Origin of the sequence: Microbacterium sp. che218, from assembly GCF_040436305.1 — a bacterium.
Lineage (GTDB): Bacteria > Actinomycetota > Actinomycetes > Actinomycetales > Microbacteriaceae > Microbacterium > Microbacterium algihabitans.
Genome location: NZ_AP031501.1, coordinates 1840822 through 1863317 on the forward strand (window position 1 = coordinate 1840822; position 22496 = coordinate 1863317).

Annotated in this window: 17 protein-coding genes, 3 tRNA genes and 1 pseudogene; 13 read left to right on the forward strand and 8 right to left on the reverse strand. The window is 70.0% G+C overall.

Translation table 11 applies throughout. The features are described from left to right. Positions 1-149: 149 nt before the first annotated feature. The 3 genes from hpt to tilS all read right to left on the reverse strand — a co-directional run bounded on the left by hpt (position 150) and on the right by tilS (position 2470). A complete protein-coding gene (gene hpt, locus ABXS86_RS08645; RefSeq protein WP_251505922.1) occupies positions 150-701 on the reverse strand; it encodes a hypoxanthine phosphoribosyltransferase in 552 nt (183 codons plus the stop codon). Between the two features lie 49 nt (positions 702-750). Beyond that, positions 751-1230, reverse strand: coding sequence for a hypothetical protein (locus tag ABXS86_RS08650; protein WP_353664149.1), 480 nt, complete (start codon positions 1228-1230; stop codon positions 751-753). A 247-nt stretch (positions 1231-1477) separates the two neighbouring features. Continuing rightward, complete coding sequence (gene tilS / locus ABXS86_RS08655; protein ID WP_353664150.1) at positions 1478-2470, reverse strand: tRNA lysidine(34) synthetase TilS; 993 nt, start codon at positions 2468-2470, stop codon at positions 1478-1480. Positions 2471-2670: 200 nt separating this feature from the next. On the opposite strand from tilS, the gene ABXS86_RS08660 reads away from it, so the two are divergent. Further along, positions 2671-3204 (forward strand): inorganic diphosphatase, encoded by a 534-nt coding sequence (locus tag ABXS86_RS08660; protein WP_144830087.1) that lies wholly within the window; start codon positions 2671-2673, stop codon positions 3202-3204. 58 nt (positions 3205-3262) lie between these two features. Here ABXS86_RS08660 and ABXS86_RS08665 read toward each other — a convergent pair whose 3' ends face one another. Continuing rightward, a complete protein-coding gene (locus tag ABXS86_RS08665; protein ID WP_353664151.1) occupies positions 3263-4723 on the reverse strand; it encodes a M23 family metallopeptidase in 1461 nt (486 codons plus the stop codon). Between the two features lie 212 nt (positions 4724-4935). On the opposite strand from ABXS86_RS08665, the gene ABXS86_RS08670 reads away from it, so the two are divergent. The 4 genes from ABXS86_RS08670 (at position 4936) to ABXS86_RS08685 (ending at position 7692) form a co-directional block, all read left to right on the forward strand. Then, positions 4936-5008, forward strand: a tRNA-Glu gene (locus ABXS86_RS08670). A 30-nt stretch (positions 5009-5038) separates the two neighbouring features. Continuing rightward, positions 5039-5112 (forward strand) — tRNA-Asp (locus ABXS86_RS08675). Between the two features lie 64 nt (positions 5113-5176). After that, positions 5177-5249 (forward strand) — tRNA-Phe (locus ABXS86_RS08680). Positions 5250-5616: 367 nt separating this feature from the next. Continuing rightward, entirely contained in the window at positions 5617-7692 is a 2076-nt protein-coding gene (locus tag ABXS86_RS08685; RefSeq protein WP_409988215.1) for an MDR family MFS transporter, read from the forward strand. A 54-nt stretch (positions 7693-7746) separates the two neighbouring features. Here the strand turns inward: ABXS86_RS08685 and ABXS86_RS08690 are convergent, their stop codons facing one another. From ABXS86_RS08690 to ABXS86_RS08700, 3 genes are all read right to left on the reverse strand, one after another. Beyond that, on the reverse strand, positions 7747-9333 hold the full coding sequence (locus tag ABXS86_RS08690; RefSeq protein ID WP_307208852.1) for an AMP-binding protein: 1587 nt from the start codon (positions 9331-9333) through the stop codon (positions 7747-7749). A 78-nt stretch (positions 9334-9411) separates the two neighbouring features. Further along, positions 9412-10605 carry a chromate efflux transporter gene (chrA, locus tag ABXS86_RS08695; protein ID WP_353664152.1) on the reverse strand — a complete coding sequence of 398 codons (1194 nt, stop codon included), beginning with the start codon at positions 10603-10605 and terminating at the stop codon, positions 9412-9414. A gap of 41 nt (positions 10606-10646) precedes the next feature. Further along, positions 10647-11603 carry a Gfo/Idh/MocA family protein gene (locus tag ABXS86_RS08700; protein ID WP_353664153.1) on the reverse strand — a complete coding sequence of 319 codons (957 nt, stop codon included), beginning with the start codon at positions 11601-11603 and terminating at the stop codon, positions 10647-10649. A 106-nt stretch (positions 11604-11709) separates the two neighbouring features. On the opposite strand from ABXS86_RS08700, the gene ABXS86_RS08705 reads away from it, so the two are divergent. The 8 genes and pseudogenes from ABXS86_RS08705 (at position 11710) to ABXS86_RS08740 (ending at position 19771) form a co-directional block, all read left to right on the forward strand. Then, positions 11710-12681 carry a polysaccharide deacetylase family protein gene (locus ABXS86_RS08705; RefSeq protein WP_353664154.1) on the forward strand — a complete coding sequence of 324 codons (972 nt, stop codon included), beginning with the start codon at positions 11710-11712 and terminating at the stop codon, positions 12679-12681. Between the two features lie 158 nt (positions 12682-12839). Continuing rightward, complete coding sequence (locus ABXS86_RS08710) at positions 12840-13967, forward strand: glycosyltransferase (protein ID WP_307208845.1); 1128 nt, start codon at positions 12840-12842, stop codon at positions 13965-13967. Positions 13968-14001: 34 nt separating this feature from the next. Beyond that, positions 14002-14259 carry a glutaredoxin family protein gene (locus ABXS86_RS08715; protein ID WP_103206884.1) on the forward strand — a complete coding sequence of 86 codons (258 nt, stop codon included), beginning with the start codon at positions 14002-14004 and terminating at the stop codon, positions 14257-14259. A 10-nt stretch (positions 14260-14269) separates the two neighbouring features. Continuing rightward, entirely contained in the window at positions 14270-15208 is a 939-nt protein-coding gene (locus ABXS86_RS08720) for a hypothetical protein (protein WP_353664155.1), read from the forward strand. A 37-nt stretch (positions 15209-15245) separates the two neighbouring features. Beyond that, positions 15246-16484: a kynureninase gene (locus tag ABXS86_RS08725; RefSeq protein WP_353666237.1), complete on the forward strand. Its 1239-nt coding sequence runs from the start codon at positions 15246-15248 to the stop codon at positions 16482-16484. A gap of 58 nt (positions 16485-16542) precedes the next feature. Continuing rightward, positions 16543-18291, forward strand: coding sequence for a cation:proton antiporter (locus ABXS86_RS08730; protein WP_353664156.1), 1749 nt, complete (start codon positions 16543-16545; stop codon positions 18289-18291). A 95-nt stretch (positions 18292-18386) separates the two neighbouring features. Next, positions 18387-19139 (forward strand): annotated as a pseudogene (locus ABXS86_RS08735) (SDR family NAD(P)-dependent oxidoreductase). Positions 19140-19294: 155 nt separating this feature from the next. Next, entirely contained in the window at positions 19295-19771 is a 477-nt protein-coding gene (locus tag ABXS86_RS08740; RefSeq protein ID WP_353664157.1) for a dehydrogenase, read from the forward strand. A 250-nt stretch (positions 19772-20021) separates the two neighbouring features. On the opposite strand, the gene ABXS86_RS08745 is transcribed toward ABXS86_RS08740, so the two are convergent. Continuing rightward, positions 20022-22361: an excinuclease ABC subunit UvrA gene (locus ABXS86_RS08745; protein WP_353664158.1), complete on the reverse strand. Its 2340-nt coding sequence runs from the start codon at positions 22359-22361 to the stop codon at positions 20022-20024. Between the last annotated feature and the right edge of the window lie 135 nt (positions 22362-22496).

Here is a 22496-nt window from a genome sequence, read left to right on the forward strand (position 1 = left end):
GGTGGGCGAGCCCAGCCCTTTCGTGTGCTCCGCAGAAAAGCGGTCGCATCAGGCTAACGCGCGAGGACTATGCCGGGCCTGTGCGTTCGTCGTGGGCGTACGCCGAATGCTCGACGTCGGTGTTCGACCGACCTCGGCAGCGCCCGATCTCAGGAGTAGACGTGCGGCGCGAGCACCGCGACGTCGCGCAGGTTGCGGTAGCGCTCGGCGTAGTCGAGGCCGTAGCCGATGACGAAGTCGTTGGGGATGTCGAAGCCCACGTAGCGGCAGTCGACCTCGACCTTCATGGCCTCGGGCTTGCGCAGGAGAGCGAGCACCTCGACCGACTCGGCTCCGCGCGACGCGAAGTTCTCGAGCAGCCAGCTGAGGGTCAGACCGGAGTCGATGATGTCCTCGACGATCAGCACATGCTTGCCGGTGATGTCGGTGTCGAGGTCTTTGCGGATCTGCACGACACCGCTCGAGCGGGTCGAGGCGCCGTACGACGAGACGGCCATCCAGTCCATCGACACGTGCATCGGCAGGTGACGGGCGAAGTCGGCCATGACCATGACCGCGCCCTTCAGCACGCCCACGAGGACGACGTCGCGCCCCTCGTAGTCGGCGGCCACCTGCGTCGCCAGTTCGGCGAGCTTTCCGTGGATCTGCTCCTCGGTGAGGAGGACTTCGCTGATGTCGTCGGAGATGTCGGCCGCGCGCATTGGGAAAGTCTACGTCGGCGGATCCGCCGCCGCCGTCCGGGCGACCCCCTCACACCTTCGGGGAGGGGACGTAGAAGGCGGTGACGCTCGCCGAGAGGCGGTGCTCGGTCAGGTCCGGGCCGATTCGCGCACGGAAGCCGTCGTCGACGGGACCGACCTCGACGAGGAAGTCGTCGCGGACCTCCGCGGTCACACCCGTGTCGCCGCAGGTGACGGAGGGGCGCGGCTCGATCGTGGTGATCACGACGAGGCACACGTTCGTCGTCCCAGCCTGATGGCCGATGTACAGGAGGGTGTTCTCCACGTTCGCGATGAAACGGACCGAATCGGGCTCGAGTCCCGCGCTCGGGTCCTGCCCGCTGATCGTCGAGAAGATCACGTCTTCCGACGCCTGGGTCCACTCCAGTTCCGGGATGCCGCCGTCGCCCGGCCGCGGAGTGAAGAGACCCCCCGCGGCGGCGCCGGCGACAAAGATCGCGACCGCACCGACGATGAGGGCGACGAGCGATCGTCGGCGCCGCGGCTTCACGACCGGGCTCTCCGGCGCCTCCTCCTCCCGCGCGGCGGGTGGTTCCGCGAGCGGAGGGGACGGTACCTCGTCGGAAGCGGGCTCCGTTGCGCTCGGGACCTCCTGGTCCTCCAACTCCTGGAGGCGGCGAATCGTCGCGGGAGGGATCGCCTCGAGCGACGGCGCACCGTAGACGCGTTCCCGAAGCTGCGCCAGCTCCTCGGCCTCGCGGGACGACAGCACGCTCAGACTCCGACCGTCGCCGGGGTCACGCCCGCGCGACCAGTTCGATGCGGGCGCCGACCCGGCGGGCCAGGCATCGCGGAAGGTCGATCGGCCCCTGCCCGCGCCAGTCGGTCGCGAGCCGGGCGACCTCGAGGGTCTGGGTGCGCGAGAGCGAGACCCCGAATTCGCTGTCGGCCACGTAGCGGATGATCCGGTTGCGCAGCGCGGCGGGGTTCGCGGCGAGGGCCGCCACCGAGATCGAGATCCCCGCCTCGGCGTGCTCGACGATGTCTTCGATCGTCTCGTCGATCATCTCCTGGAACGCGGCGGCGTCTTCGCGCAGCTGCTCGGCGGTGCGCGCGAGTGCCTCGGCAACTCCGGGGCCGAGCTCGGCCTCGAGCACCGGGAGCACGTGCTCTCGCACCCGCACGCGCGAGAACATCGGGTCGGCGTTGTGCGGGTCGGTCCACGGCTCGAGACCCTCCGCGGCGCACGCGGCGACGGTCGTGCGCCGACGCACGCCCAGCAGCGGGCGCACCCAGGTGGGTCCGGTCTCGTCGCGACGCCGGGAGGCCATTCCCGCCAGGCTCGCCGTTCCGGATCCGCGGGCGAGTCCGAGCAGCACCGTCTCGGCCTGATCGTCGAGCGTGTGGCCGAGCAGAACGGCATCCGCCCCGATCTCCTCCGCAGCCCGCGCGAGCCCGGCGTAACGCGCGGCACGCGCGTCGGCCTCGGGGCCCTCCGCCGACACGACTTCGACGCGCACGACCCGGGCGTCGAGTCCGAACGATCGGGCGGCGTCGGCGGCGCGTCCGGCCACGGCATCCGACCCCTCCTGCAGCCCGTGGTCGATCACCACCGCTTGCGCCCGGACGCCGCGGCGCACAGCTTCGAAGGCGGTCGCCAGCGCCAGGGCGAGCGAGTCGGGTCCACCCGACAGAGCGACGACGACGGTGCCCTCGATCTCGTCGAGCGCCGCACGGACGGCACGGCGCACCTCGGCGACGGACGGGTCGAGGCCGGGGCGGTGATCCATGTCTCCACGCTATCGCCGGGCCGCGCCGCCGCCTGCTCCGCCCAGGACATGACGCAGGAGTTCCCGGCAGTGAGGCCCCGACACCGCGTCTCGTCGGCCCTCGTCGACCCCGAACTCCTGCGGTCTGGTTCCGCGTGGGCGTCGCGCGCCCGCCCGACTAGGCTGGGCCGCGGAAATCCACAGATCTAAGGAGCACGAGTATGGGCGCTTTCGACGCCGTCATCGAGATCCCCCGCGGAAGCCGCGTGAAGTACGAAGTCGACCACGGCACCGGCCGCGTCTACCTCGACCGCATCCTCTACACGGTGTTCGGCTACCCGGCCAACTACGGCTTCTTCGAGAACACCCTCGGCGAAGACGGCGACCCGCTCGACGTGCTGGTGCTGCTCGACCGCGACCTGCACCCCGGCATCCTCGCCAAGGTGCGCCCCGTCGGCGTGCTGAAGATGAGCGACGAGGCCGGCGGTGACGACAAGGTCGTGGCCGTGCTCGCCAAGGACCCGCGGTGGGACCACATCCAGGACGTCGACGACATCGACGAGTGGACCAAGAAGGAGATCTCGCACTTCTTCGAGCACTACAAGGACCTCGAGCCCAACAAGTGGGTCAAGGTCGACGAGTGGGCGGATGCCGCTGAGGCCGAGCGTCTCGTGGCCGAGGCCTTCACGCGCTTCGACGAGCACGACGCTCAGACCAAGACGCAGGGTTCGGGCGAGGCTCCGAACACCCTCTGATCTTCTGCAGACGAGAAAACCCCCGGTCCTGCGACCGGGGGTTTTCTCGTGGGCTCGGTCAGACCGAGACGCCCCGATCGCGCAGCCAGGGCGCGGGATCGGTGGTTCCACCCCACGGGGGGTAGACCTCGAAGTGAAGGTGGCAGCCGAAGGAGTTGCCGGTCTGTCCGGTCGCGGCGATCTGCTCGCCCGCTCCCACGCGCTGACCGTACGAGACGTAGATGCCGCCGTCGACGATGTGTCCGTATCCGGTGCCCGAGCCGTCGTCGTGCTGGATGCGGATGTAGTTGCCGAACCCGCCGTAGCGGCCGGCGTAGGTGACGCGACCGGCCGCGGCCGCGTAGATGGGCGACCAGCAGCTGGCGCCGAAGTCGAGACCGAGGTGCCAGGTGCTCGCGCAGTAGCTTGCGCTGCACTGGCCGGTGCGCGGGCCGTAGCCCGACGACGTGTACGCGGAAGACGGGCGAGCCCAGCCCGACCCGACGACGCTTCCGCCGCCACCGCCTCCGCCGCCGCCACCGCCACTGCTTCCGCCGCCGCCGCTGCTGCTTCCGCCCCCGCCGCCACCGCCGCTGTTGTTCGCGGCGTTCTGGCGGTCGCGCTCTTCCTGCTCGCGGCGTTCGCGGTCGCGGCGCTCGGCCTCTTCGCGGGCCTGACGCTCGCGCTCCTCGCGGGCCTTGCGTTCTGCCTCGACGCCGGCCTGGTAGTCGGCGATCGTCTTGGCCGTGGTGTCCTGCAGGGCCGCGAGCTGCGCTTCGAGCGTGACCTGGTTGGCCTGCTGCGCGGCCAGGGCCTCCTGCGCGGCCTGAGCGGCCTGCTGCGCGGCGACCATCTTGTCTTCGGCGATCTTCTGCAGGCGGTCGCGCTCGGCACGTGCGTCGTTGGCCTGGTTGCTCAGCTGCTGGGCGTTGTCGCGGGCCGTCACGGCGGCGGCGTACACCGAGCGATTGCGCTCGAGGAGCTTATCCATCGTGCCGAGCTTGGCGAGCAGGTCGTCGGCCGTGGCCGCCGAGCCCGAGAAGAACAGGTCGAGCGAGGTGTCGTCTCCGCCCGAGCGGTACAGCTGCGCGGCGACCTTGCCGGCCTTCGTCGCGGCATCCGTCGCCTTCGCGGCTTCGGCGTCGGCCTGGGTCTGGATCAGCTGCGCGCGGTAGTCGGCGTCGAGGTAGGCCTGCTGCGCGGTGAAGTACTCGTCGGAGCGCGCCTGCACCTCGGCCTGGGTGCGCGCGACCTCGGACTGCAGTCCCGCGATGAGGCCCTGGATGCGCGCGATTTCACCCGCCTTCGCGGATTCGTTCGCCTTCGCGGCTTGCACGTCGTCCCACGAGGGGTAATCGGCGGCGACGGCGGGAGAACTGAAGCCGGATGCCGCGGCACCGAACGCACCGACGGCGACGGCCCCCATCACGCCGAACTTCAGCGCGCCACGGCGGTCGAAGGTCGGCCACAACCGTCGCTTTTCGGCCGGACTGGGCGCGCAGCCGCAGTCGTCTGTTTCGTCGAGGTGCTCGAGCGTCACGGGAATACCTCATCTCACCGGTCGCAACTCGGCCAACAGTAGCAACACGAGTCACACGTACAACAGGGCGAGTTCCCGCTGCCGCGGCCCATCTTGGCCCTCGACACGCGCGGGAGCCGCACGCCACGCCCCGAATTGGCAATCTCCGAAGATGTGAAGTAGGCTCGGTCGTCGGCAAGCGAGGATGAAATCGCAAGGTTTCAGGCTCATCCGGCCCCATCGTTTAGCGGCCTAGGACGCCGCCCTTTCACGGCGGTAGCACGGGTTCGAATCCCGTTGGGGTCACTTTCCGGTGAAGTACAATTTAAAACGCATGGCCCTGTAGCGCAGTTGGTTAGCGTGCCGCCCTGTCACGGCGGAGGTCGCGGGTTCAAGTCCCGTCAGGGTCGCTCCACAGCGACGGGCCTTCTTTCGAGGAGGCCTTTCGTTTAGGAAGCGGCAGACATGTCGCTCGGCTCTGTAGCTCAGTTGGTAGAGCGCACGACTGAAAATCGTGAGGTCACGGGATCGACGCCCGTCGGAGCCACAGGGTGATCATTACAGTCACCTTAGAAACCCTCGTCTAGCTTCTACATGGCGGGGGTTTCGTCTTTTCCCTGGCGAAGATCCTCTTCTCCACCGCGCCCCGCTGCGCGGAGAACAGGACGCGCGTCGAGAACAGGCCGTTCTCCGCGATATCCCCCTGTTCCCGTGGCATCCCCTGTTCTCGTGACCGGCGGAGGCGCCGCACTGACGATCCGTCGTGCCGCGAACGCCCGCATAGCTTCCCCACAGCCGCGGGTGGTTACGGACGCCTCCGGACAGCGCTACTATTTGTTGACTTTTAGCAAACACCTGGCGCCCGACTGAGCTACCCCGAGCCGTCCGCCAGGCCTTCTCTCGAAGAGGCCCCGATGTCAGACATCACTCAAACCAGACGCGCCCGTGCGGCCTCCCCCACCACCGGGGCGACCGACACGGTCATGACGCACCGCATGATCATGTTCGTGATCTTCGGCCTCATGGCCGGCATGTTCCTCTCCGCCCTCGACCAGACGGTCGTCGGCACCTCGATCCGCACGATCGGCGACGACCTGCAGGGCCTGAGCCTTCAGGCCTGGGTCACGACGGCCTACCTGATCGTGTCGACCATCTCGACGCCGATCTACGGCAAGCTCTCCGACATCTTCGGTCGGCGCCCGCTGTTCCTCATCGCCATCCTCATCTTCATCATCGGTTCGGTGCTCGCGAGCTTCTCGACCTCGATGGTCGAGCTCGCCGCGTTCCGCGCCATCCAGGGCCTCGGCGCCGGTGGACTGATGTCGATGCCGCTCGCGATCATGGGCGACATCCTCGCCCCGCGCGAACGCGCGAAGTACCAGGGCTACTTCCTGGCCGTCTTCGGTATCTCGAGCGTCATCGGCCCGCTCGTCGGCGGTCTGTTCGCCGGTGCCAGCCAGATCCTGTTCATCACCGGATGGCGCTGGGTCTTCCTCATCAACGTGCCGATCGGCATCGTCGCGCTCGCGATCGTCTGGCGCTTCCTGCACATTCCGAAGCAGCCGCGGCACTCCGTGCGCATCGACTGGTGGGGCGCCACGACCGTGATCGTCGCGCTCGTCCCGCTGCTGCTCGTGGCCGAGCAGGGCCGCGAGTGGGGCTGGGGCTCGCCGATCGCGATCGCCTGCTACGTCATCGGCGCCCTCGGCATCCTGGCCTTCGTCATCGCCGAGACCGCGATGAAGGACGACGCGCTCATCCCGCTGAAGCTGTTCCGGTCGCCGACCTTCTCGATGGCGACCATCATCGGCGTGCTCGTGGGCTTCGGCATGTTCGGCGCGATGCTGACCCTGCCGCTGTACCTGCAGCTCGTGCTCGGCTCCTCGCCGACGCAGAGCGGTTTCGAGATGCTGCCGATGATCCTCGGCCTCATGATCGCCTCGATCGCGAGCGGTCAGATCATCGCCCGCACCGGGCGGTACCGCATGTTCCCGATCCTGGGCACGGCGTTGATGTCGATCGGCTTCTTCCTGCTGACGTTCCTCAAGTACGACAGCCCCTACTGGCACGTCGCCGTCGCGATGCTCGTGATCGGCCTGGGTCTGGGTCAGCTGATGCAGACGCTGACCATCGCCAGCCAGAACTCGGTGGGCCTGCGCGACATGGGCGTGGCTACGAGCGGCTCGACGTTCTTCCGCCAGATCGGTGGAACGCTCGGCACCGCGGTGCTGCTGTCGCTGCTGTTCACGCTGATGCCCTCGAACATCATCGGATCGTTCTCCGACCGCGGCACCCTGACCGACGCGCTCGACGCGGCGTTCGACCCCACCGTGTCGTCGGCGCCCGCGAACGAGAAGATCATGTCGTCGATCTACGCCCCCATCGTCGCGCAGACCACCCAGGCCGTGACGCAGCAGGCACAGCAGGGTGTGCAGCAGGCGACGGATGCCGCGACCCAGGCCGTCGCCGCGCAGGTCGCCGCCGGCCAGATCCCCGCGGCCGCTCAGGCGCAGGCGACGCAGGCCGCCGTGGCGCAGGCCGTTCAGGCCGCCGCCACGCAGATCCAGCAGCAGGTGCCCGTCGCACGGGTCGCCGCCGACGGCACGGTCAGCCTCGACTTCTCGAACGCGACGGATCGCGCCGCCTTCGTCGACACCGTGGCGACCACCCTCGAAGACCGCTTCACCGCGGGCGACGAGAACACCTCGATCGGCGGGTCGACCCTCGACGACACCTCGTTCCTGGTGGGCGCGGATGCACGGCTGACGAAGCCGTTCCTCGTCGGGTTCAACAACTCCGCCACGACGGTCTACTGGACCGCAATGGGCGTGGTGCTGCTCGCCTTCGTGCTGTCGCTGTTCTTCCGCACGCCGCCGCTGCGGGCGAAGTCGGCGCTGCAGGAGGCCGCCGACGAGCGCCGAGGCAAGAAGGAAGAGGGCGAGCGTGCCGAAGAGGCCGCCGCCCAGTCCGGTGCGTTGATCGCACCGTAGTCCGCACCCACGAAGGGCGGGGCCGTCGCAAGACGCCCCGCCCTTCGTCGTGTGTCAGGCCGCGGCCTCGCGCGCGCGCAGGTCCTTCCGCAGGATCTTGCCCGAGGTCGACTTGGGGATGACGTCGATGAACTCGACGCGGCGCACCTTCTTGTGCGGAGCGACGTTCTCGGCGACGAAGCTCATCACGTCCTCCGCCGTCAGGCCGGCATCCGGAGCCGCCACCACGAAGGCCTTGGGGATCTCCTCGCCCTCGTCGTCGCGCACGCCGATGACCGCGGCATCCTGGACCTTCGGATGCGCGAGCAGCAGGGCTTCGAGCTCCGCCGGGGCGATCTGATACCCGTGGTACTTGATGAGCTCCTTGAGCCGGTCGACGATCGTGAAGTACCCGTCGACGTGGTGGACGCCGATGTCGCCGGTGTGCAGGAAGCCGTCGGCGTCGAGCGTCTCGGCCGTCGCGTCGGGGCGGTTCAGGTAGCCCAGCATGACGTTCGGTCCGCGCACCCAGATCTCGCCCGGCGCGGTGAGACCGTCGTCGCCGTGCTCCTCGAGCTCGGCTCCGGTCTCGGGGTCGACGAGCTTCGCGTCGCAGTTGGGGATGAGCACGCCGACCGAGCTGACCGGCATGTCGGAGTTCCCCGGGATCGCGTGCGAGACGGGGCTGAGCTCGCTCATGCCGTAGCCCTGGTAGAACCGCGCGCCGATGCGTCGCCCGGCGGTTTCGGCCGTCTCACCGTCGAGGGGCGCGGCCCCCGAGAACACGCTGTGCACGCTCGAGAGGTCGAACTGCTCGACGGCCGGGTGCTTGGCGAGCGCCACCGCGATCGGCGGGGCGATGAAGAGGAAGGTGCAGCGGCGATCCTGGATCGTCGTGAGGAAGTCGGTCAGGTCGAAGCGCGGCATCGTGACCAGGGCGGCGCGCTGGCGCAGCGCGAGGTTGAGCAGCACGGTCATCCCGTAGATGTGGAAGAACGGCAGCACCGCGAGCACCCGGTCGTCGCGGGCGATCTCGATCACGACCCGGCATTGCGCCACGTTGGCGACGAGGTTGCGGTGCGAGAGCATCACCCCCTTGGGCACACCCGTCGTCCCCGACGAATAGGGCAGCACCGCGGTGTGGGTGGCGGGGTCGAACCGCACCTCCGGAGGCGTGCGCCCCTCGGCCAGCAGCGAGCGCAGGTCGGGGTGTCCGTCGGCTCCGTCGAGCACGATGAGCCGATCGTCCGGGATGCCGACGGCGCGGGCCGCCTCGCGCGCCTGGGGCAGCAGCGGCGAGACGGTGACGAGCCACGTGGCTCGCGCGTCGCGGAGCTGGGTCTCGATCTCACGCTCGGTGTAGAGCGAGTTGATCGTGGTGATGACCGACCCGGCGCGCAGGATGCCGTGGAAGACGGTGGCGAACGCGGGGACGTTCGGACACAGCATCGCCACGACCGTCTCGGTGTCGGCCCCCCGGTGCGCGAGGGCCCCGGCGAAGGCGTCGACCTGCTGCCGCAGTGTGCCGTAGGTGGTCTCGGCCCCCGACGTCGGGTCGATCAGCGCGACGCGGGCCAGATCAGCGTCGTCGAGGGAGGCGAAGAGGTAGTCGTAGATGCTCTGGTCGGGGATCTCGACGCTCGGGTGGGGGCTGTGGAACACGGTTCTCTCCCTCGAGGATGCTCGCCGCGGCGCTGCGGTGTGCTCATCCTGGCATCGATCCCGACGTGTGGGGCGGACTCAGAGGAAGGCCAGAACCACTCCCCCGGCCGCGCCCACGATGACCACGGCCCATGCCGGTGCGCGGAACGCGGTCAGCAGCACGAAGCCCACCGCCGCGAGCAGGAACGGGCCCGGACCGGTCACCGCGGTCGTGAAGACCGGTGTGTAGAGGGCGGCGGCCAGGATGCCGACCACGGCCGCGTTCGCCCCGCGCATCGCCGCGCGTACCCGGGGCCTCTCGCGCACGGCATCCCAGAAGGGCAGGACTCCGACCAGCACGAGGAACCCGGGGACGAAGATCGCGGCGAGCGCGAGGGCGGCACCCGCGACGCCCCCGGGGCCGACGTTCGAGATCGACCCGAGGTACGCCGCGAAGGTGAACAGCGGACCCGGCACGGCCTGCGCGGCGCCGTAGCCGGTGAGGAAATCGCCCGACGACACCCATCCGGTCTCGACGACGCCCGCCTGTAGCAGCGGCAGGACGACGTGGCCTCCGCCGAACACGAGCGCTCCGGCGCGGTAAAAGGCGTCCACGAGCTGCGCCGCGCCGGCGCCCGTCGCGGACGCGAGAAGGGGCAGCGCGACCAGCAGCACGACGTACCCGACCAGGCATGCGATCGCCACAGCCCGTGGCACGCCGATCGACGGCACCCGCGGCCCCTCAGGCTCGGGCACTCCGCGCAGCAGCAGCAGCCCGCCCACGATGCCGACGGCGAGGGCGCCGAGCTGCCCCGGCGCCGCGGGCAGCAACAGGGCGAGCCCGAGCCCCGCCACCGCGATGCCCGCCCGGCGGGCGTCGGGGGTGAGGGTGCGCGCCATCCCCCACACGGCGTGCGCCACGATGGCCACCGCGATGATCTTGAGGCCCGACAGCACTCCGTCGCCGATCGGTCCCCCCACCAGCGCCGCCCCGCCGGCGAACAGCACGAGCAGGATTGCGGAGGGCAGGGTGAAGGCGAGGAACGCGGCGAGCGCGCCGAGGATGCCCGCGCGCTGCAGACCCATGGCGAAGCCGACCTGGCTCGAAGCCGGTCCGGGCAAGAACTGGCACAGGGCCACGAGGTCGGCGTAGGCGCGATCGTCCATCCACCGGCGCCGCACGACGAGGTCGTCGCGGAAGTAGCCGAGATGCGCGACGGGTCCCCCGAACGACGTCACTCCGAGGCGCAGGAACGCCCGGAACACCTCCCCCACCCGGCCGTCTCGCGTCATCCGCCGATTCTCTTCTTCTGGGGGAAACGGGAGGTGAATCCTCAGAGCAGCGGAACCGCGAGGATCTGGTCGATCGCCCGCAGCGTGAGCCCGGTCAGCTCCTGATCGCGGGCGATGTCGACGCCACCGATCGCGTCGCGGAAGCGCTCGATCTCTCCGACCATCGGGTTGTCGGGGGCTTCGACACGGATGACCTCTGCCGCGCCCCCACGCGGAGTGAGGGTCAGCAGTCGAGGGGCTTCGATCGCATCGATCGCGAGCGAGGCGTCTTCGCCCTGGATCTCGCTGAACAGGGACGTGTCGGTGATCTTCGACCACGCGACGTCGGCGAGAAAGCCGTCGTAGGCGGCGAGCGCCGAACCGAGGCCGTCGGTCGCGGAGGCGATGCCGACGCGTGCGCCGAGCAGCGCGCGCGGCGCACCGAACAGCCGCACCAGAACGTGCAACGGATAGACCCCGAGGTCGCGCAGCGCACTGCCGCCCAGCGCGGGGTCGAAGATGTTCGTCTGCTCCCCCGCGAGAACGTGGTCGTACCGCGCCGAGCGCTTCTCGTACCGGAACGAGACACGACGCAGTCGTCCGAGCCGGGGCACGAGCCGCTCCACTTCCGCCAGCCCGGGGTCGTAGGCGCTGCGCATGGCCTCGAGCAGCACGACGCCCCGCTCGCGTGCGTGGGCGACCGCTGCATCCCATTCGTCCGCGGTCAGGACCGCGGGCTTCTCGACGAGGGCCGGGATGCCGGCATCCGCCGCTGCGCGCACCTGCTCCGCGTGCACCGCGTTCGGGCTCGCGAGGTACACGGCGTCGACGTCGGGGGCGGCGAGGAGGGCGTCGAGCCCCTCGGCGGTGCCGGGTGCGCCCACGCGATCGGCGAACTCCCGCGCCCGCGTCGCGTCGCGGGAGGCGACGCGCGACACCTCGACCCCGTCGACGACACCCACGGCGCGGGCGAACTGCTCGGAGATGGAACTCGTGCCGACGATGCCGATGCGGATCATTCCTTCATCCTCCCGCGACGGGCGTGCGCGGATCGAATCGCGTATCCGAGCGTTCGCGTCATCTCACTATGCTCTCGCCGATTCGCCCACCCGATCCCGAGGCCCCATGCACAGCACCCGAGTCGCGCAGCGCCGCCGCACTTCGCGCGCCGTCCGTCGACGCCGCTCCGTCGTCGCCGCCGTCCTGTCCGTCGTCCTGATCGCCGCCGGCGTGACGGCTCTCGCGGTCACCCGCGGCGTCGCTCGGCCGGAGACCGGCTCCTCGCCCACCGCGGAGAGTCCCACCCCGGCTGGGACGCCCACGCCGACTCCGCTCACGCCGGCGGAGCAGCTCTTGGCGACCGCCGCCGATCCGAATGTCTGCGCGGTGTCGTTCGAGGGCGATTCGCTGGCGCTCGCCCCGCAGCTGCAGACCATCGGTGCGCGGTACGAGGCACTCCCCCTTCCCGCGCAGCCGGGTCGCGTCTTCGCCGGCTGGTACGCCGACGCGAGCGCGGCGAGCACCCTCTCGCTCATCGGCGACTTCGATGCGCAGATGGCGTACGTGCAGGACGGCGGGTTCTACCTGCCGACGTGGGACGAGGTGAGCGCCTTCATCGACGGGCGCCTCTACCTGCCCAAGCGATCCGTCGTGGTCACCGACGACGACGCCGACAGCTCGTGGCTCGATCTCGCCGCCCCCATCGTCGCCGCGCGCGAGGTGCTCACGACCTCGTTCGTCATCACGTCGGCCCGCACCGCGCCCGCGCCCAACCCGTTCGTCGTGCAGCGCTCGCACACGCACGACATGCATCGAGCCGGGGCGAACGGCCGGGGGCGGATGGTGAACGACGACGCGCCCACGATCGCGGCAGATCTCGAGCAATCGGCTCAGATCCTGGGGGCGAAGGAGGTCGTGGCCTACCCCTACGGCCACTACGACGACACGACGAAAGAAGGAGTGCGACAGGCCGGGTTCGACCTGGGCCGCACGATCGAGCACGGCTACGTGCGCATCGGCACCGACAAGCTGGCCCTCCCCGTCATCCGCGTCAACTACGGCATGACGGTCGACGACCTGCGTGCGAGCATCGGATGACGACACCGCGTTTTCGCCGTCTCACGGGCGGTTTCTCATGGATCACAGGGGTGAACATCCGCTACCTCCCAGGGAACTCCGCCACAATCCCAGATTGAGCACGCGTCGGCCGGTCTACGCTGTGTATTTCTGACTTACCGACGAAAACGCGAGCACCCATGGATCTATCCGTCATCGTTCCGACCTTCAATGAAGGCCCGAACGTCGCCGAGTTGGTCCGGCGCACCACGCAGGCACTGCTCGGCCGCACGGTCGAGGTCATCTTCGTCGACGACTCCACCGACGACACCCCCGACATCATCCGGGCCGTGGCCGCCGGCGCCGAGATCCCCGTGCGCTTGATCCACCGCGACGACCCCGTGGGCGGTCTCGGCGGCGCCGTCGTCGAGGGCATCCGCGCCGCGGAATCCGACCGGTGCGTCGTCATGGACGGCGACCTGCAGCACCCGCCCGAGGTCATCGCCGAGCTGCTCGCGCGCGCCGAAGAGGGCGACGCCGACGTCGTCGTGGCCTCGCGGTACATCGCCGGTGGCACCTCCGACGGTCTGGCCAACGCCGTGCGCACCACGGTCTCGCGCGCGTCGACGCTGCTGACCAAGGCGATGTTCCCGAAGAAGCTGCACAACTGCTCCGACCCGATGACGGGCTTCTTCCTCGTCGACCGTCGCTCGCTCGACATGGACACCCTGCAGCCCCGCGGATTCAAGATCCTGCTCGAGATCCTCGCCCGCAAGCAGATGCGCGTGGCCGAGGTGCCGTTCTCGTTCGCTCCCCGCTTCGCCGGCGAATCCAAGGCCTCGTTCAGCCAGGGCATGCGCTTCCTCATCCAGCTGACCATGCTCCGCTTCGGCCGCATGTCGGCCTTCGCGCTCGTCGGTGGTCTCGGCGCCCTCGCGAACCTGGCGATCATGTGGGCGCTGCAGGCCGTGGGCATGCAGTACCTCATCGCCGCCGTCGTCGCGAGCATCGTGACGATCGTGGCCAACTTCCTCGCCCTCGAGTACCTCGTCTTCGCCGACATGCGCGCCGAGTCGGGGCTGATGCGTCATCGCTTCGTGAAGTCGTTCACCTTCAACGGCGTCGAGGCCATCGTGCGCATCCCCGTGATCTGGGTGCTCGTGAGCCAGGCGCACTTCCAGAGCGTCGTGGCTGCCGCGCTGACCCTCGTCGCCGCGTTCGTCGTGCGCTTCGTGTTCCACGCCCTCGTGGTCTACGCGCCCAAGAAGAGCCGCGTCAGCAAGGTCGTCCACGCCATCGAGCCGCTGGAAGACGAAGTCACGGCCTGACGCCCGGCTGCCGGGGGCGGCGTACGCTGGAGATATGTCCTCCGACGCACCCATCCGCATGTTCGGCGCCGACTGGTGCCGCGATTGCATCCGTACGAAGAAGCAGCTCGACGAGCTCGGCATCGACTACGAGTACATCGACCTCGTGGCCGACCCGTCGGCCGCCGACGTCGCCAAGGAGATCTCGGGTCGCACCAGCATCCCCGTGGTCGTCTACCCCGACTCCAGCCACCACGTCGAGCCCTCCAACGCCGACGTCGAGTCGAAGCTGCGCGAGCTCTCGCTGATCTGATCGGGTCGGTGTGACCCTCTCCGCCGCGTGGCCGGTGCGCCGCGCGCTCACCGCAGAGCTCGGCATGGCGTTGCCCGCGTTCGTCGATCATCACGTGCACCTGCACCTGATCGACGCCGCGGGCCTGCCTTCTCGCGGGATCGCCGCGGTCGTCGACCTCGGCGGCGATCCGATGACCCTCGCCCGGCGCGGCTCCGGCCTGCCGCGGGTGTCGTTCGCCGGAGCCTTCCTGACCGCACCCGGCGGATACCCCTCGGGCAGGTCGTGGGCCCCGGCGGCCGTCGTGCGCACGATCACCGACGCGTCTCGGCATCCGGGAGTCCAGGGCGGAGCCCGCACCGCGGTGGATGAGCAGGCGGATGCCGGGGCCTCGGTCATCAAGATCGCGTTGCACGCCGACGCCGGGCCAGTGGTGTCCGACGAGGAGCTCGCGGCCATCGTGGCGTCTGCGCGGGAGCGCGGCCTGCCGACCGTCGCGCACGCCCAAGGGCGCGGGCAGGTCGACCGGGCGATCGCGGCCGGAGTCGACGCCCTGGCCCACACACCCTTCGACGAACCCGTGACCCGTCGGCAGATCTCGCGTGCGGTGGCGGGGGGACAGGCGTGGATCTCGACGCTCGACATCCACAAGGGCGCCGACCGCGCGCGGGCGATCTCGAACCTCCGAGCCTTCGCCGCGCGCGGAGGGCGCGTGCTCTACGGCACCGACCTCGGCAACGGCTCGCTGCCCGTCGGCCTGAACCGCCGTGAGCTGCTCGCCCTGCACGAGGCCGAGGTGCGGGGCGACGCGCTCATCGACGCGCTGACCGATCCGTGGCCGGCGGTCCGGTCCGACGACGCGGTGTCGACGTTCATCGCGGGCCCCGCCCCCACCGACCCCGACGACGTGGCGACGTGGCTCAGCCGCGGAACCGTCGTCCCCACCGAGGAGTTCACCCGTGTCGACTGATCCCACCCCCGACTTCGGTTCCGTCGACGCGCTCGAGGTGCCCCACCGCTCGCTCCGCGACGCCGCCGCACGTGCGGACGCGGCCGATCCCCTCGCCGCCCACCTCGACGCCTTCGTGGGAGCCGAGACCTCGCTGGTCTACTTCGACGGCAACTCACTGGGCCGACCGCCGCGGGCCACGGCCGAGCGGCTCTCGCGCTTCGTGTCCGAGGAGTGGGGCGGTCGTCTCATCCGCGGGTGGGACGAGTCGTGGATGGACCTCCCCTTCGCCATCGGCGACCGCATCGGGCGGGTCGCCCTGGGCGCGGCATCCGGTCAGACCGTGATCGGCGACTCGACCACGGTGCTGCTGTACAAGCTGCTGCGCGCCGCGCTCGACTTCCAGATGGCCGCCGATCCCGAGCGGGTCGAGATCGTCGTGGGTCGAGACGACTTCCCCACCGATCGCTACCTCGTCGAGGGCATTGCCGCCGAGCGCGGTGCGCGTCTGGTGTGGGTCGACGTCGACACGACGCGGGGAGTGGATGCCGATCTGCTCGACGCCGCCGTGAGTCGACGGACCGCGGTGGTGCTGCTCAGCCACGTGTCGTACCGCTCCGGATTCCTCGCCGACGGGGCCGAGCTCACCGCGATCGCGCATCGCGCCGGGGCCCTCGTGCTGTGGGACCTCTGCCACTCCGCCGGCTCGGTTCCGGTCGAGCTCGACGCGTGGGGCGCGGATCTCGCCGTGGGCTGCACCTACAAGTATCTCAACGGCGGGCCCGGCTCCCCCGCGTTCGCGTACGTCGCCGCGCGCCACCAGGGCGTCCTCGCGCAACCCGTGCAGGGGTGGATGGGAGCGGCCGACGTGTTCTCGATGGGCCCGGTCTACCGGCCCGCCGATGGCATGCGCCGCTTCTTGTCGGGCACTCCCCCGGTACTCGCGATGATCGCGATGCAGGACACCCTCGACTTGCTCGAGGAGGCCGGGATCAGCGCCGTGCGCGAGAAGTCGATCGCGCTGACGGAGTTCGCCCTCCGCGCGAGCGATGCGCTGCTGACCCCGCTCGGTGTGCGGCTCGCCTCGCCCCGCGACCCCGCGGAGCGTGGCGGCCACGTCACGCTGTCGCACCCCGCCATGCGCGCGGTGACGGCACGCCTGTGGCGTCAGGACGTCATCCCGGACTACCGCGACCCGCACGGACTGCGCATCGGGTTGTCTCCCCTGTCGACGAGCTTCGCCGAGACCCTCACCGGCCTCGAGGCGGTCGCCGCCGCCGTCCGCGCCGAGAGCTGAGGGCAGAGACCGGGCTCGCGCATCGAGGGCGCCGCGGGCGGAGGGCTAGCCTCGGAGGGTGATCGATCCCCTCCTCCTCGTCGTCGCCGGGGTGGTCGTGGTCGCCCTCGCCACCGTCATCGCGCCGCGCTTCAACGTCGCGGGGCCTCTCGTGCTGCTCGCGATCGGCGCGGCCGTGAGCCTGCTGCCGTTCGTTCCGCCCTTCGCGCTGAACCCCGAGGTCATCCTCATCGGCGTCCTCCCGCCCCTGCTGTACTCCGCGGCCGTGCAGCTGCCCGCGATCGAGTTCCGCCGCGACTTCGCCCCCATCGCGGGGCTCTCGGTGCTGCTGGTGGTCTTCAGCTCGCTCGTGCTCGGGGTGTTCTTCTGGGCGGTCATCCCCGGGCTCGGCCTCGCGTTGGGCATCGCGCTGGGCGCAATCCTCAGTCCGACGGATGCCGTGGCCACCTCGATCGCGAAACGCCTCGGCATCTCGCCGCGGGTCGTGACCATGCTCGAGGGCGAGAGCCTGCTCAACGACGCCACCGCGCTGGTGATGCTGCGCACGGCGGTCGCCGCCGTGGCATCCGGATTCGCCTTCGGCGACGCCCTGGCCAACTTCGCCTGGGCCGTCGTGATCGCGCTCGTCCTCGGCGCTGTCGTCGGCTGGGTGAACCTGCGCGTGCGCGAGCGCGTCACCAACTCGGCGGCCAACACCGCGCTGAGCTTCACGATCCCCTTCATCGCCTACCTCCCCACCGAGCACCTCGGGGGTTCGGGACTCGTCGCCGCCGTGGTCGCGGGGATCGTCACCGGGCAGGGAGCGGCGCGTCGCTTCACGCCCGAGCAGCGCATGAGCGACCGGCTGAACTGGCGCACGATCGAGCTGATCCTCGAGGGCGGGGTCTTCCTCGTGTTCGGCCTCGAACTGAAGGACATCGTCACCGCCAACCTGCGCGAGCACGAGGGACTCTGGCACGGCACCTGGCTCGCCCTGTCGGCCCTCGGCATCACCCTCGCGGTGCGCGCACTGTACGTGTCCAACCTCGTCTGGGTGCAGGGCCGCCGCAGCCGCCGGACCGACCGACATCAGGAGCGGATCGACGGAGCACAGGAGCGACTCGATCGCTTCGAGGCGGCCTACCGCAACGCGCCGGAGCAGTTCGGCGCATCGGCGGCGAATCCCGAGCGCGCGGAGCGGCGCATCGGCTGGATGCGCAGCCGTATCTCGCGCACCATGGCCGACCTCGACTACTACCGCGACACCCCGCTGGGGGCACGCCACGGAACCGTCATCGTCTGGGCCGGGATGCGCGGTGTCGTCACGCTGGCTGCTGCGCAGACGCTGCCGACCGACACGTCGCAGCGGCCGTTGCTGATCTTCGTCGCGTTCCTCGTGGCACTGTTCAGCCTCGTGCTGCAGGGGCTCACCCTCGGGCCCATCGTGCGCGCCGTCGGACTCACCGGCGAGGGCGGAGAGGGGCCGTCGCGCGAGGAACAGCAGGCCCTCGACCTCGAGCTGCGCGAGGCCGCCGTCGCCGCCGTGGCCTCGGGCGCGCTGACGCGGCGCAACGGCGACGCCTTCTCCCCCGAGCTGGTCGAGCGCGCCGGCGCCCTCGTCGTGCGGCCGCCCGACGAGGAGGCGACCGAGAGGGTGCGCGATCTGCTCGAGCTGCGCTTGGCCTCGATCGAGGCGATGCGTCATCGCCTCGGGGCGCTCAGCCGCGATGGCCGGTACAGCACGGCTGCGCTGCGGCACGCTCTCGCCGAACTCGACGCCGACCAGCTCAGCCTCGAGCTGCGCATCGACGACGGCGACGACGACTGACGCGGAATACCCCGCCCCTCCGCGCCGTTTCCATTCATGCGCATGCGGTCACCGCGAAAGTCGTGGCGACTCGACGGCGGGAGAGAAGAGCATCCATGAGCAGGTTCGTCCAGAAGGTCGCCCTCGTCACCGGAGGCGGAAGCGGAATCGGTGCCGAGATCGCACGGAAGCTGGCCGGCGAAGGCGCCTCGGTCGTCGTCACCGACATCAACGAGGACGCCGCGCAGAAGGTCGTCGCGCAGATCACCGAGGCCGGCGGAACCGCCGCCGCGTTCGCGCAGAACACCGCGAAGTGGCAGGACTCCGAAGCAGCCGTGGACTTCGCGAAGCAGACCTACGGCGGCCTCCACCTCGCCGTCAACAACGCCGGCATCGGTGGCCCCGCCGCCACCATCGGCGATTACGACGTCGATGCGTGGGACCGCGTGCGCTAGATCAACCTCGACGGCGTCTTCTACGGACTGAAGTTCCAGCTGCCCGCCATCGTCGCCTCGGGCGGCGGCGCGATCGTCAACATGGCCTCGGTGCTCGGCTCGGTCGGAATCGCGCAGAGCTCGGCCTACGTCGCCACCAAGCACGCGCTCGTCGGACTCACGAAGGTCGCCGCGCTCGAGTACACCGCGCAGGGTGTTCGCACCAACGCGGTCGGCCCCGGCTTCATCGACACCCCCCTCGTGCGCGCCAGCCTCTCGCCCGAAGCGCTCGCGCACCTCGAGACCGAGCACGCCGCCGGTCGCCTCGGAACGGATGCCGAAGTCGCCGCGCTCACGCTGTTCCTGCTGAGCGACGACGCGTCGTTCATCTCGGGCAGCTACCACCTCGTCGACGGCGGATACTCGGCCCACTGAGTCCACCCCGTCGTTCCCGGGCCCGTCGCGCAGCGGGCCCGCGGCGTCGGCGGGCGGTCGGGACGCGGGTGCGCTGTACACGGCCGGGACGGCGGCCGACGGGCGGAACGGGGGATTCGGAGCGGCCGTACGGCACAATGGAGGTGGAGGTTTCCATGAGCGATCCGATCCCGACGATGCCGTCATCTGCGGATGCCGCCGGGACCAGCCCCGTGCCTCTCGCGCACGCGGCTGCCGAGTGCCCGAAGTGCTTCACCGAGCTGCAGAGCGACCGCGACTGGTGGCGCGCCCGCCCGTCGGGATCCCGCCTGGTCGGCCTCGTGGTCTCACGCCCCGACATGGAGTCGGTCAAGCAGCAGCGTGATGACCTGACCCGCTTCGGCGTGCCGATCGAGGGCTTCCGTCACCCCGCCCCCGAGACGCTCGAGGGGTGGGCAGGCCGCCTCGACCGGTTCTTCGGAACCCTCACGCGCGGCGACGTCCTCGTCGTCGCGAGCGTGCACGCACTCGGCCTCACGCGCGAGGACGAGACGCGCGCGGTCGCCGACCTGCGTCGTCGCGGCGTCATGGTCAAGGTGCTGTCGCACGGCGACCGGCACCTGCACGACGCGACGCTCCACACGCACAGCTGAGGCGCGGTCGCTCCGCCGCTGTCGCGCGGGCGAGGTCCCTGAGCTTGCCGAAGGGGCCGGGCGCTTCACCACGCCATGCCGTCATCGTGCGGGAGGTCCCTGAGCCTGTCGAAGGGACCGGACACTTCACCAAGCCCTGCCTTCGTTGCGCGGGAGGTCCCTGAGCCTGTCGAAGGGACCGGGCGTCCGGCAGACTCCTCCGCTCCCTCGAGGAAGGTCCCTGAGCCTGTCGAAGGGACCGGGGCTCCTCTCAGGCGCCGACGTAGCGCGCGAGATGCTCGCCCGTCAGGGTCGAGCGCTGCTCGACGAGCTGCGCGGGTGTCCCCTCGAACACGATCGAGCCGCCATCGCGGCCCGCCCCCGGACCGAGGTCGATGATCCAGTCGGCGTGGGCCATGACGGCCTGGTGGTGCTCGATGACGACGACGGTGTTGCCGTCGTCGACCAGGCGGTCCAACAGCCGCAGCAGCGTGTCGACGTCGGCGAGGTGCAGGCCGGTGGTCGGCTCGTCGAGCACGTAGACGGCACCCGCTTTCGCCATCGAGATCGCGAGCTTCAACCGCTGGCGCTCGCCTCCCGACAGGGTGCTCAGCGACTGGCCGAGGGTCAGGTAGCCGAGCCCGACGTCGCGGAGGCGACCGAGCACCGCGGCGGCCGGCCCCTTCGTGAGGAACTCGGCCGCCTCGTCGACCGACATCGCGAGCACCTCGGCGATGTTCTTGCCGTCGAGGGTGTACTCGAGCACGTCATCGGAGAAGCCCGTTCCGCCGCAGAGCTCGCACACGGTCTCGACCGTCGATTGGAAGCCCAACTGCGTGACGATCACGCCGAGGCCGCGGCAGGCCGGGCATGCACCCTCGCTGTTCGCGCTGAAGAGGGCGGGTTTGACTCCGTTTGCCTTCGCGAAGGCCGCGCGCACGGCGTCGAGGATGCCGGTGTACGTGGCGGGACTGCTGCGCCGTGATCCCTTGATCGCGGTCTGGTCGACGACCACGACGTCGTCGAACGCGGGCAGGTTGCCGTGGATGAGAGACGACTTGCCGGAGCCGGCGACCCCCGTGACCACGGTCAAGACCCCCCGAGGCACGTCGACGTCGACGCCCCGGAGGTTGTGCTGGGTCGCGCCACGGATCGGCATGGACCCGGTGGCCGACCGGACCTTCTCACGCAGCTGGGCCCGATGGTCGAGGAAGCGCCCGGTGAGGGTGTCGGAGGCACGGAGCCCCGCGACATCTCCTTCGAACTGGATCGTGCCGCCCGCACGCCCCGCTCGCGGGCCCAGGTCGACCACGTGATCGGCGATCTCGATGACCTCGGGCTTGTGCTCGACGACGAGCACGGTGTTGCCCTTGTCGCGCAGCTGCAGGAGCGTCTCGTTCATGCGCTGGATGTCGTGCGGGTGCAGCCCCGCCGTGGGCTCGTCGAAGACGTAGGTGATGTCGCTGAGGCTCGACCCGAGGTGCCGGATCATCTTCGTGCGCTGCGCCTCACCGCCCGACAGCGTCCCGCTCGCGCGGTCGAGCGACAGGTAACCGAGACCGATGTGCACGAATGAGTCGAGCGTCTCGCGAAGGCCCTGCACGAGGGGCGCGACCGACGGATCGTCGACCGTGCGCACCCAGGCGGCGAGATCGGTGATCTGCATGGCCGCGGCATCCGCGATGTTCACTCCGTCGATGCGCGACGAGCGCGCACCCTCGTTGAGCCGGGTGCCCTCGCACGCCGGGCAGGCGACGAAGGTGACCGCGCGGTCGACAAAGGCGCGGATGTGCGGCTGAAGCGCGTCGCGGTCTTTCTGCAGCATCGACTTCGTGATCTTGGGCACGAGGCCCTCGTAGGTCATGTTGGTGTTCGCGATGCGGATCTTGGTCTGCTCGCGGTACAGGAAGTCGTTGCGCTCCTGCTCGGTGAACTGCTCGATCGGCTTGTCGGCGTCGAAGAAGCCCGATTCGCTGAAGACGCGCACCATCCAGCCGTCGGCGGTGTAGCCCGGCACGAGGATGGCGCCGGCGTTGAGCGACAGCGTCTTGTCGACCAGCTGGCCGAGGTCGATGTCGCTGACCTGACCGAGTCCCTCGCACTCGGGGCACATGCCGCCGGTGATCTCGAACGAGCGGCGCTCCTTCTGCCCCTTCTTCGCACCGGTCGCGATGGTCACTGCACCCGCGCCCGAGATGGACGGGACGTTGAACGAGAACGCCTGCGACGAGCCGACGTGCGGCTGCCCGATCCGGCTGAACAGCACGCGTAGCATCGCGTGCACGTCGGTGGCCGTGCCGACCGTGGAGCGCGCGTTGGCGCCCATGCGCTCTTGATCGACGCGGATGGTGGCGCTGAGGTTCTCGAGCGCGTCGACGTCGGGCCGCGACAGCTCGCCCATGAACTGCTGCACGAACGTGGGGTAGGTCTCGTTGATGAGCCGCTGCGACTCGGCCGCGATCGTTCCGAACACGAGCGACGACTTGCCCGACCCGCTGACCCCGGTGAACACCGTGAGCCGACGCTTGGGCACGTCGAGGTCGACGTTCTTCAGGTTGTTCTCGCGGGCGCCGCGCACGCGGATGACGTCGTGGGCGTCGGATTCGGTCATGGGCGTCTCCTCGGGATCGACCCCAGTGTGGCGGAGACCTCCGACATTCGCGAGGCGGGACGGATCGGGAGGCGCCGTCGTTCGGATCCGACGGGTGACACGCCGCTCATCGGCGTTCGGCATCCGGCGCGGCGT

Coding starts and splice junctions, on each gene's coding strand:
- hpt (WP_251505922.1), bottom strand. CDS start 701: ATGCGCGCGGCCGACATCTCCGACGACATCAGCGAAGTCCTCCTCACC.
- tilS (WP_353664150.1), bottom strand. CDS start 2,470: ATGGATCACCGCCCCGGCCTCGACCCGTCCGTCGCCGAGGTGCGCCGT.
- ABXS86_RS08660 (WP_144830087.1), top strand. CDS start 2,671: ATGGGCGCTTTCGACGCCGTCATCGAGATCCCCCGCGGAAGCCGCGTG.
- ABXS86_RS08685 (WP_409988215.1), top strand. CDS start 5,617: ATGTCAGACATCACTCAAACCAGACGCGCCCGTGCGGCCTCCCCCACC.
- chrA (WP_353664152.1), bottom strand. CDS start 10,605: ATGACGCGAGACGGCCGGGTGGGGGAGGTGTTCCGGGCGTTCCTGCGC.
- ABXS86_RS08700 (WP_353664153.1), bottom strand. CDS start 11,603: ATGATCCGCATCGGCATCGTCGGCACGAGTTCCATCTCCGAGCAGTTC.
- ABXS86_RS08705 (WP_353664154.1), top strand. CDS start 11,710: ATGCACAGCACCCGAGTCGCGCAGCGCCGCCGCACTTCGCGCGCCGTC.
- ABXS86_RS08710 (WP_307208845.1), top strand. CDS start 12,840: ATGGATCTATCCGTCATCGTTCCGACCTTCAATGAAGGCCCGAACGTC.
- ABXS86_RS08715 (WP_103206884.1), top strand. CDS start 14,002: ATGTCCTCCGACGCACCCATCCGCATGTTCGGCGCCGACTGGTGCCGC.
- ABXS86_RS08740 (WP_353664157.1), top strand. CDS start 19,295: ATGAGCGATCCGATCCCGACGATGCCGTCATCTGCGGATGCCGCCGGG.
- ABXS86_RS08745 (WP_353664158.1), bottom strand. CDS start 22,361: ATGACCGAATCCGACGCCCACGACGTCATCCGCGTGCGCGGCGCCCGC.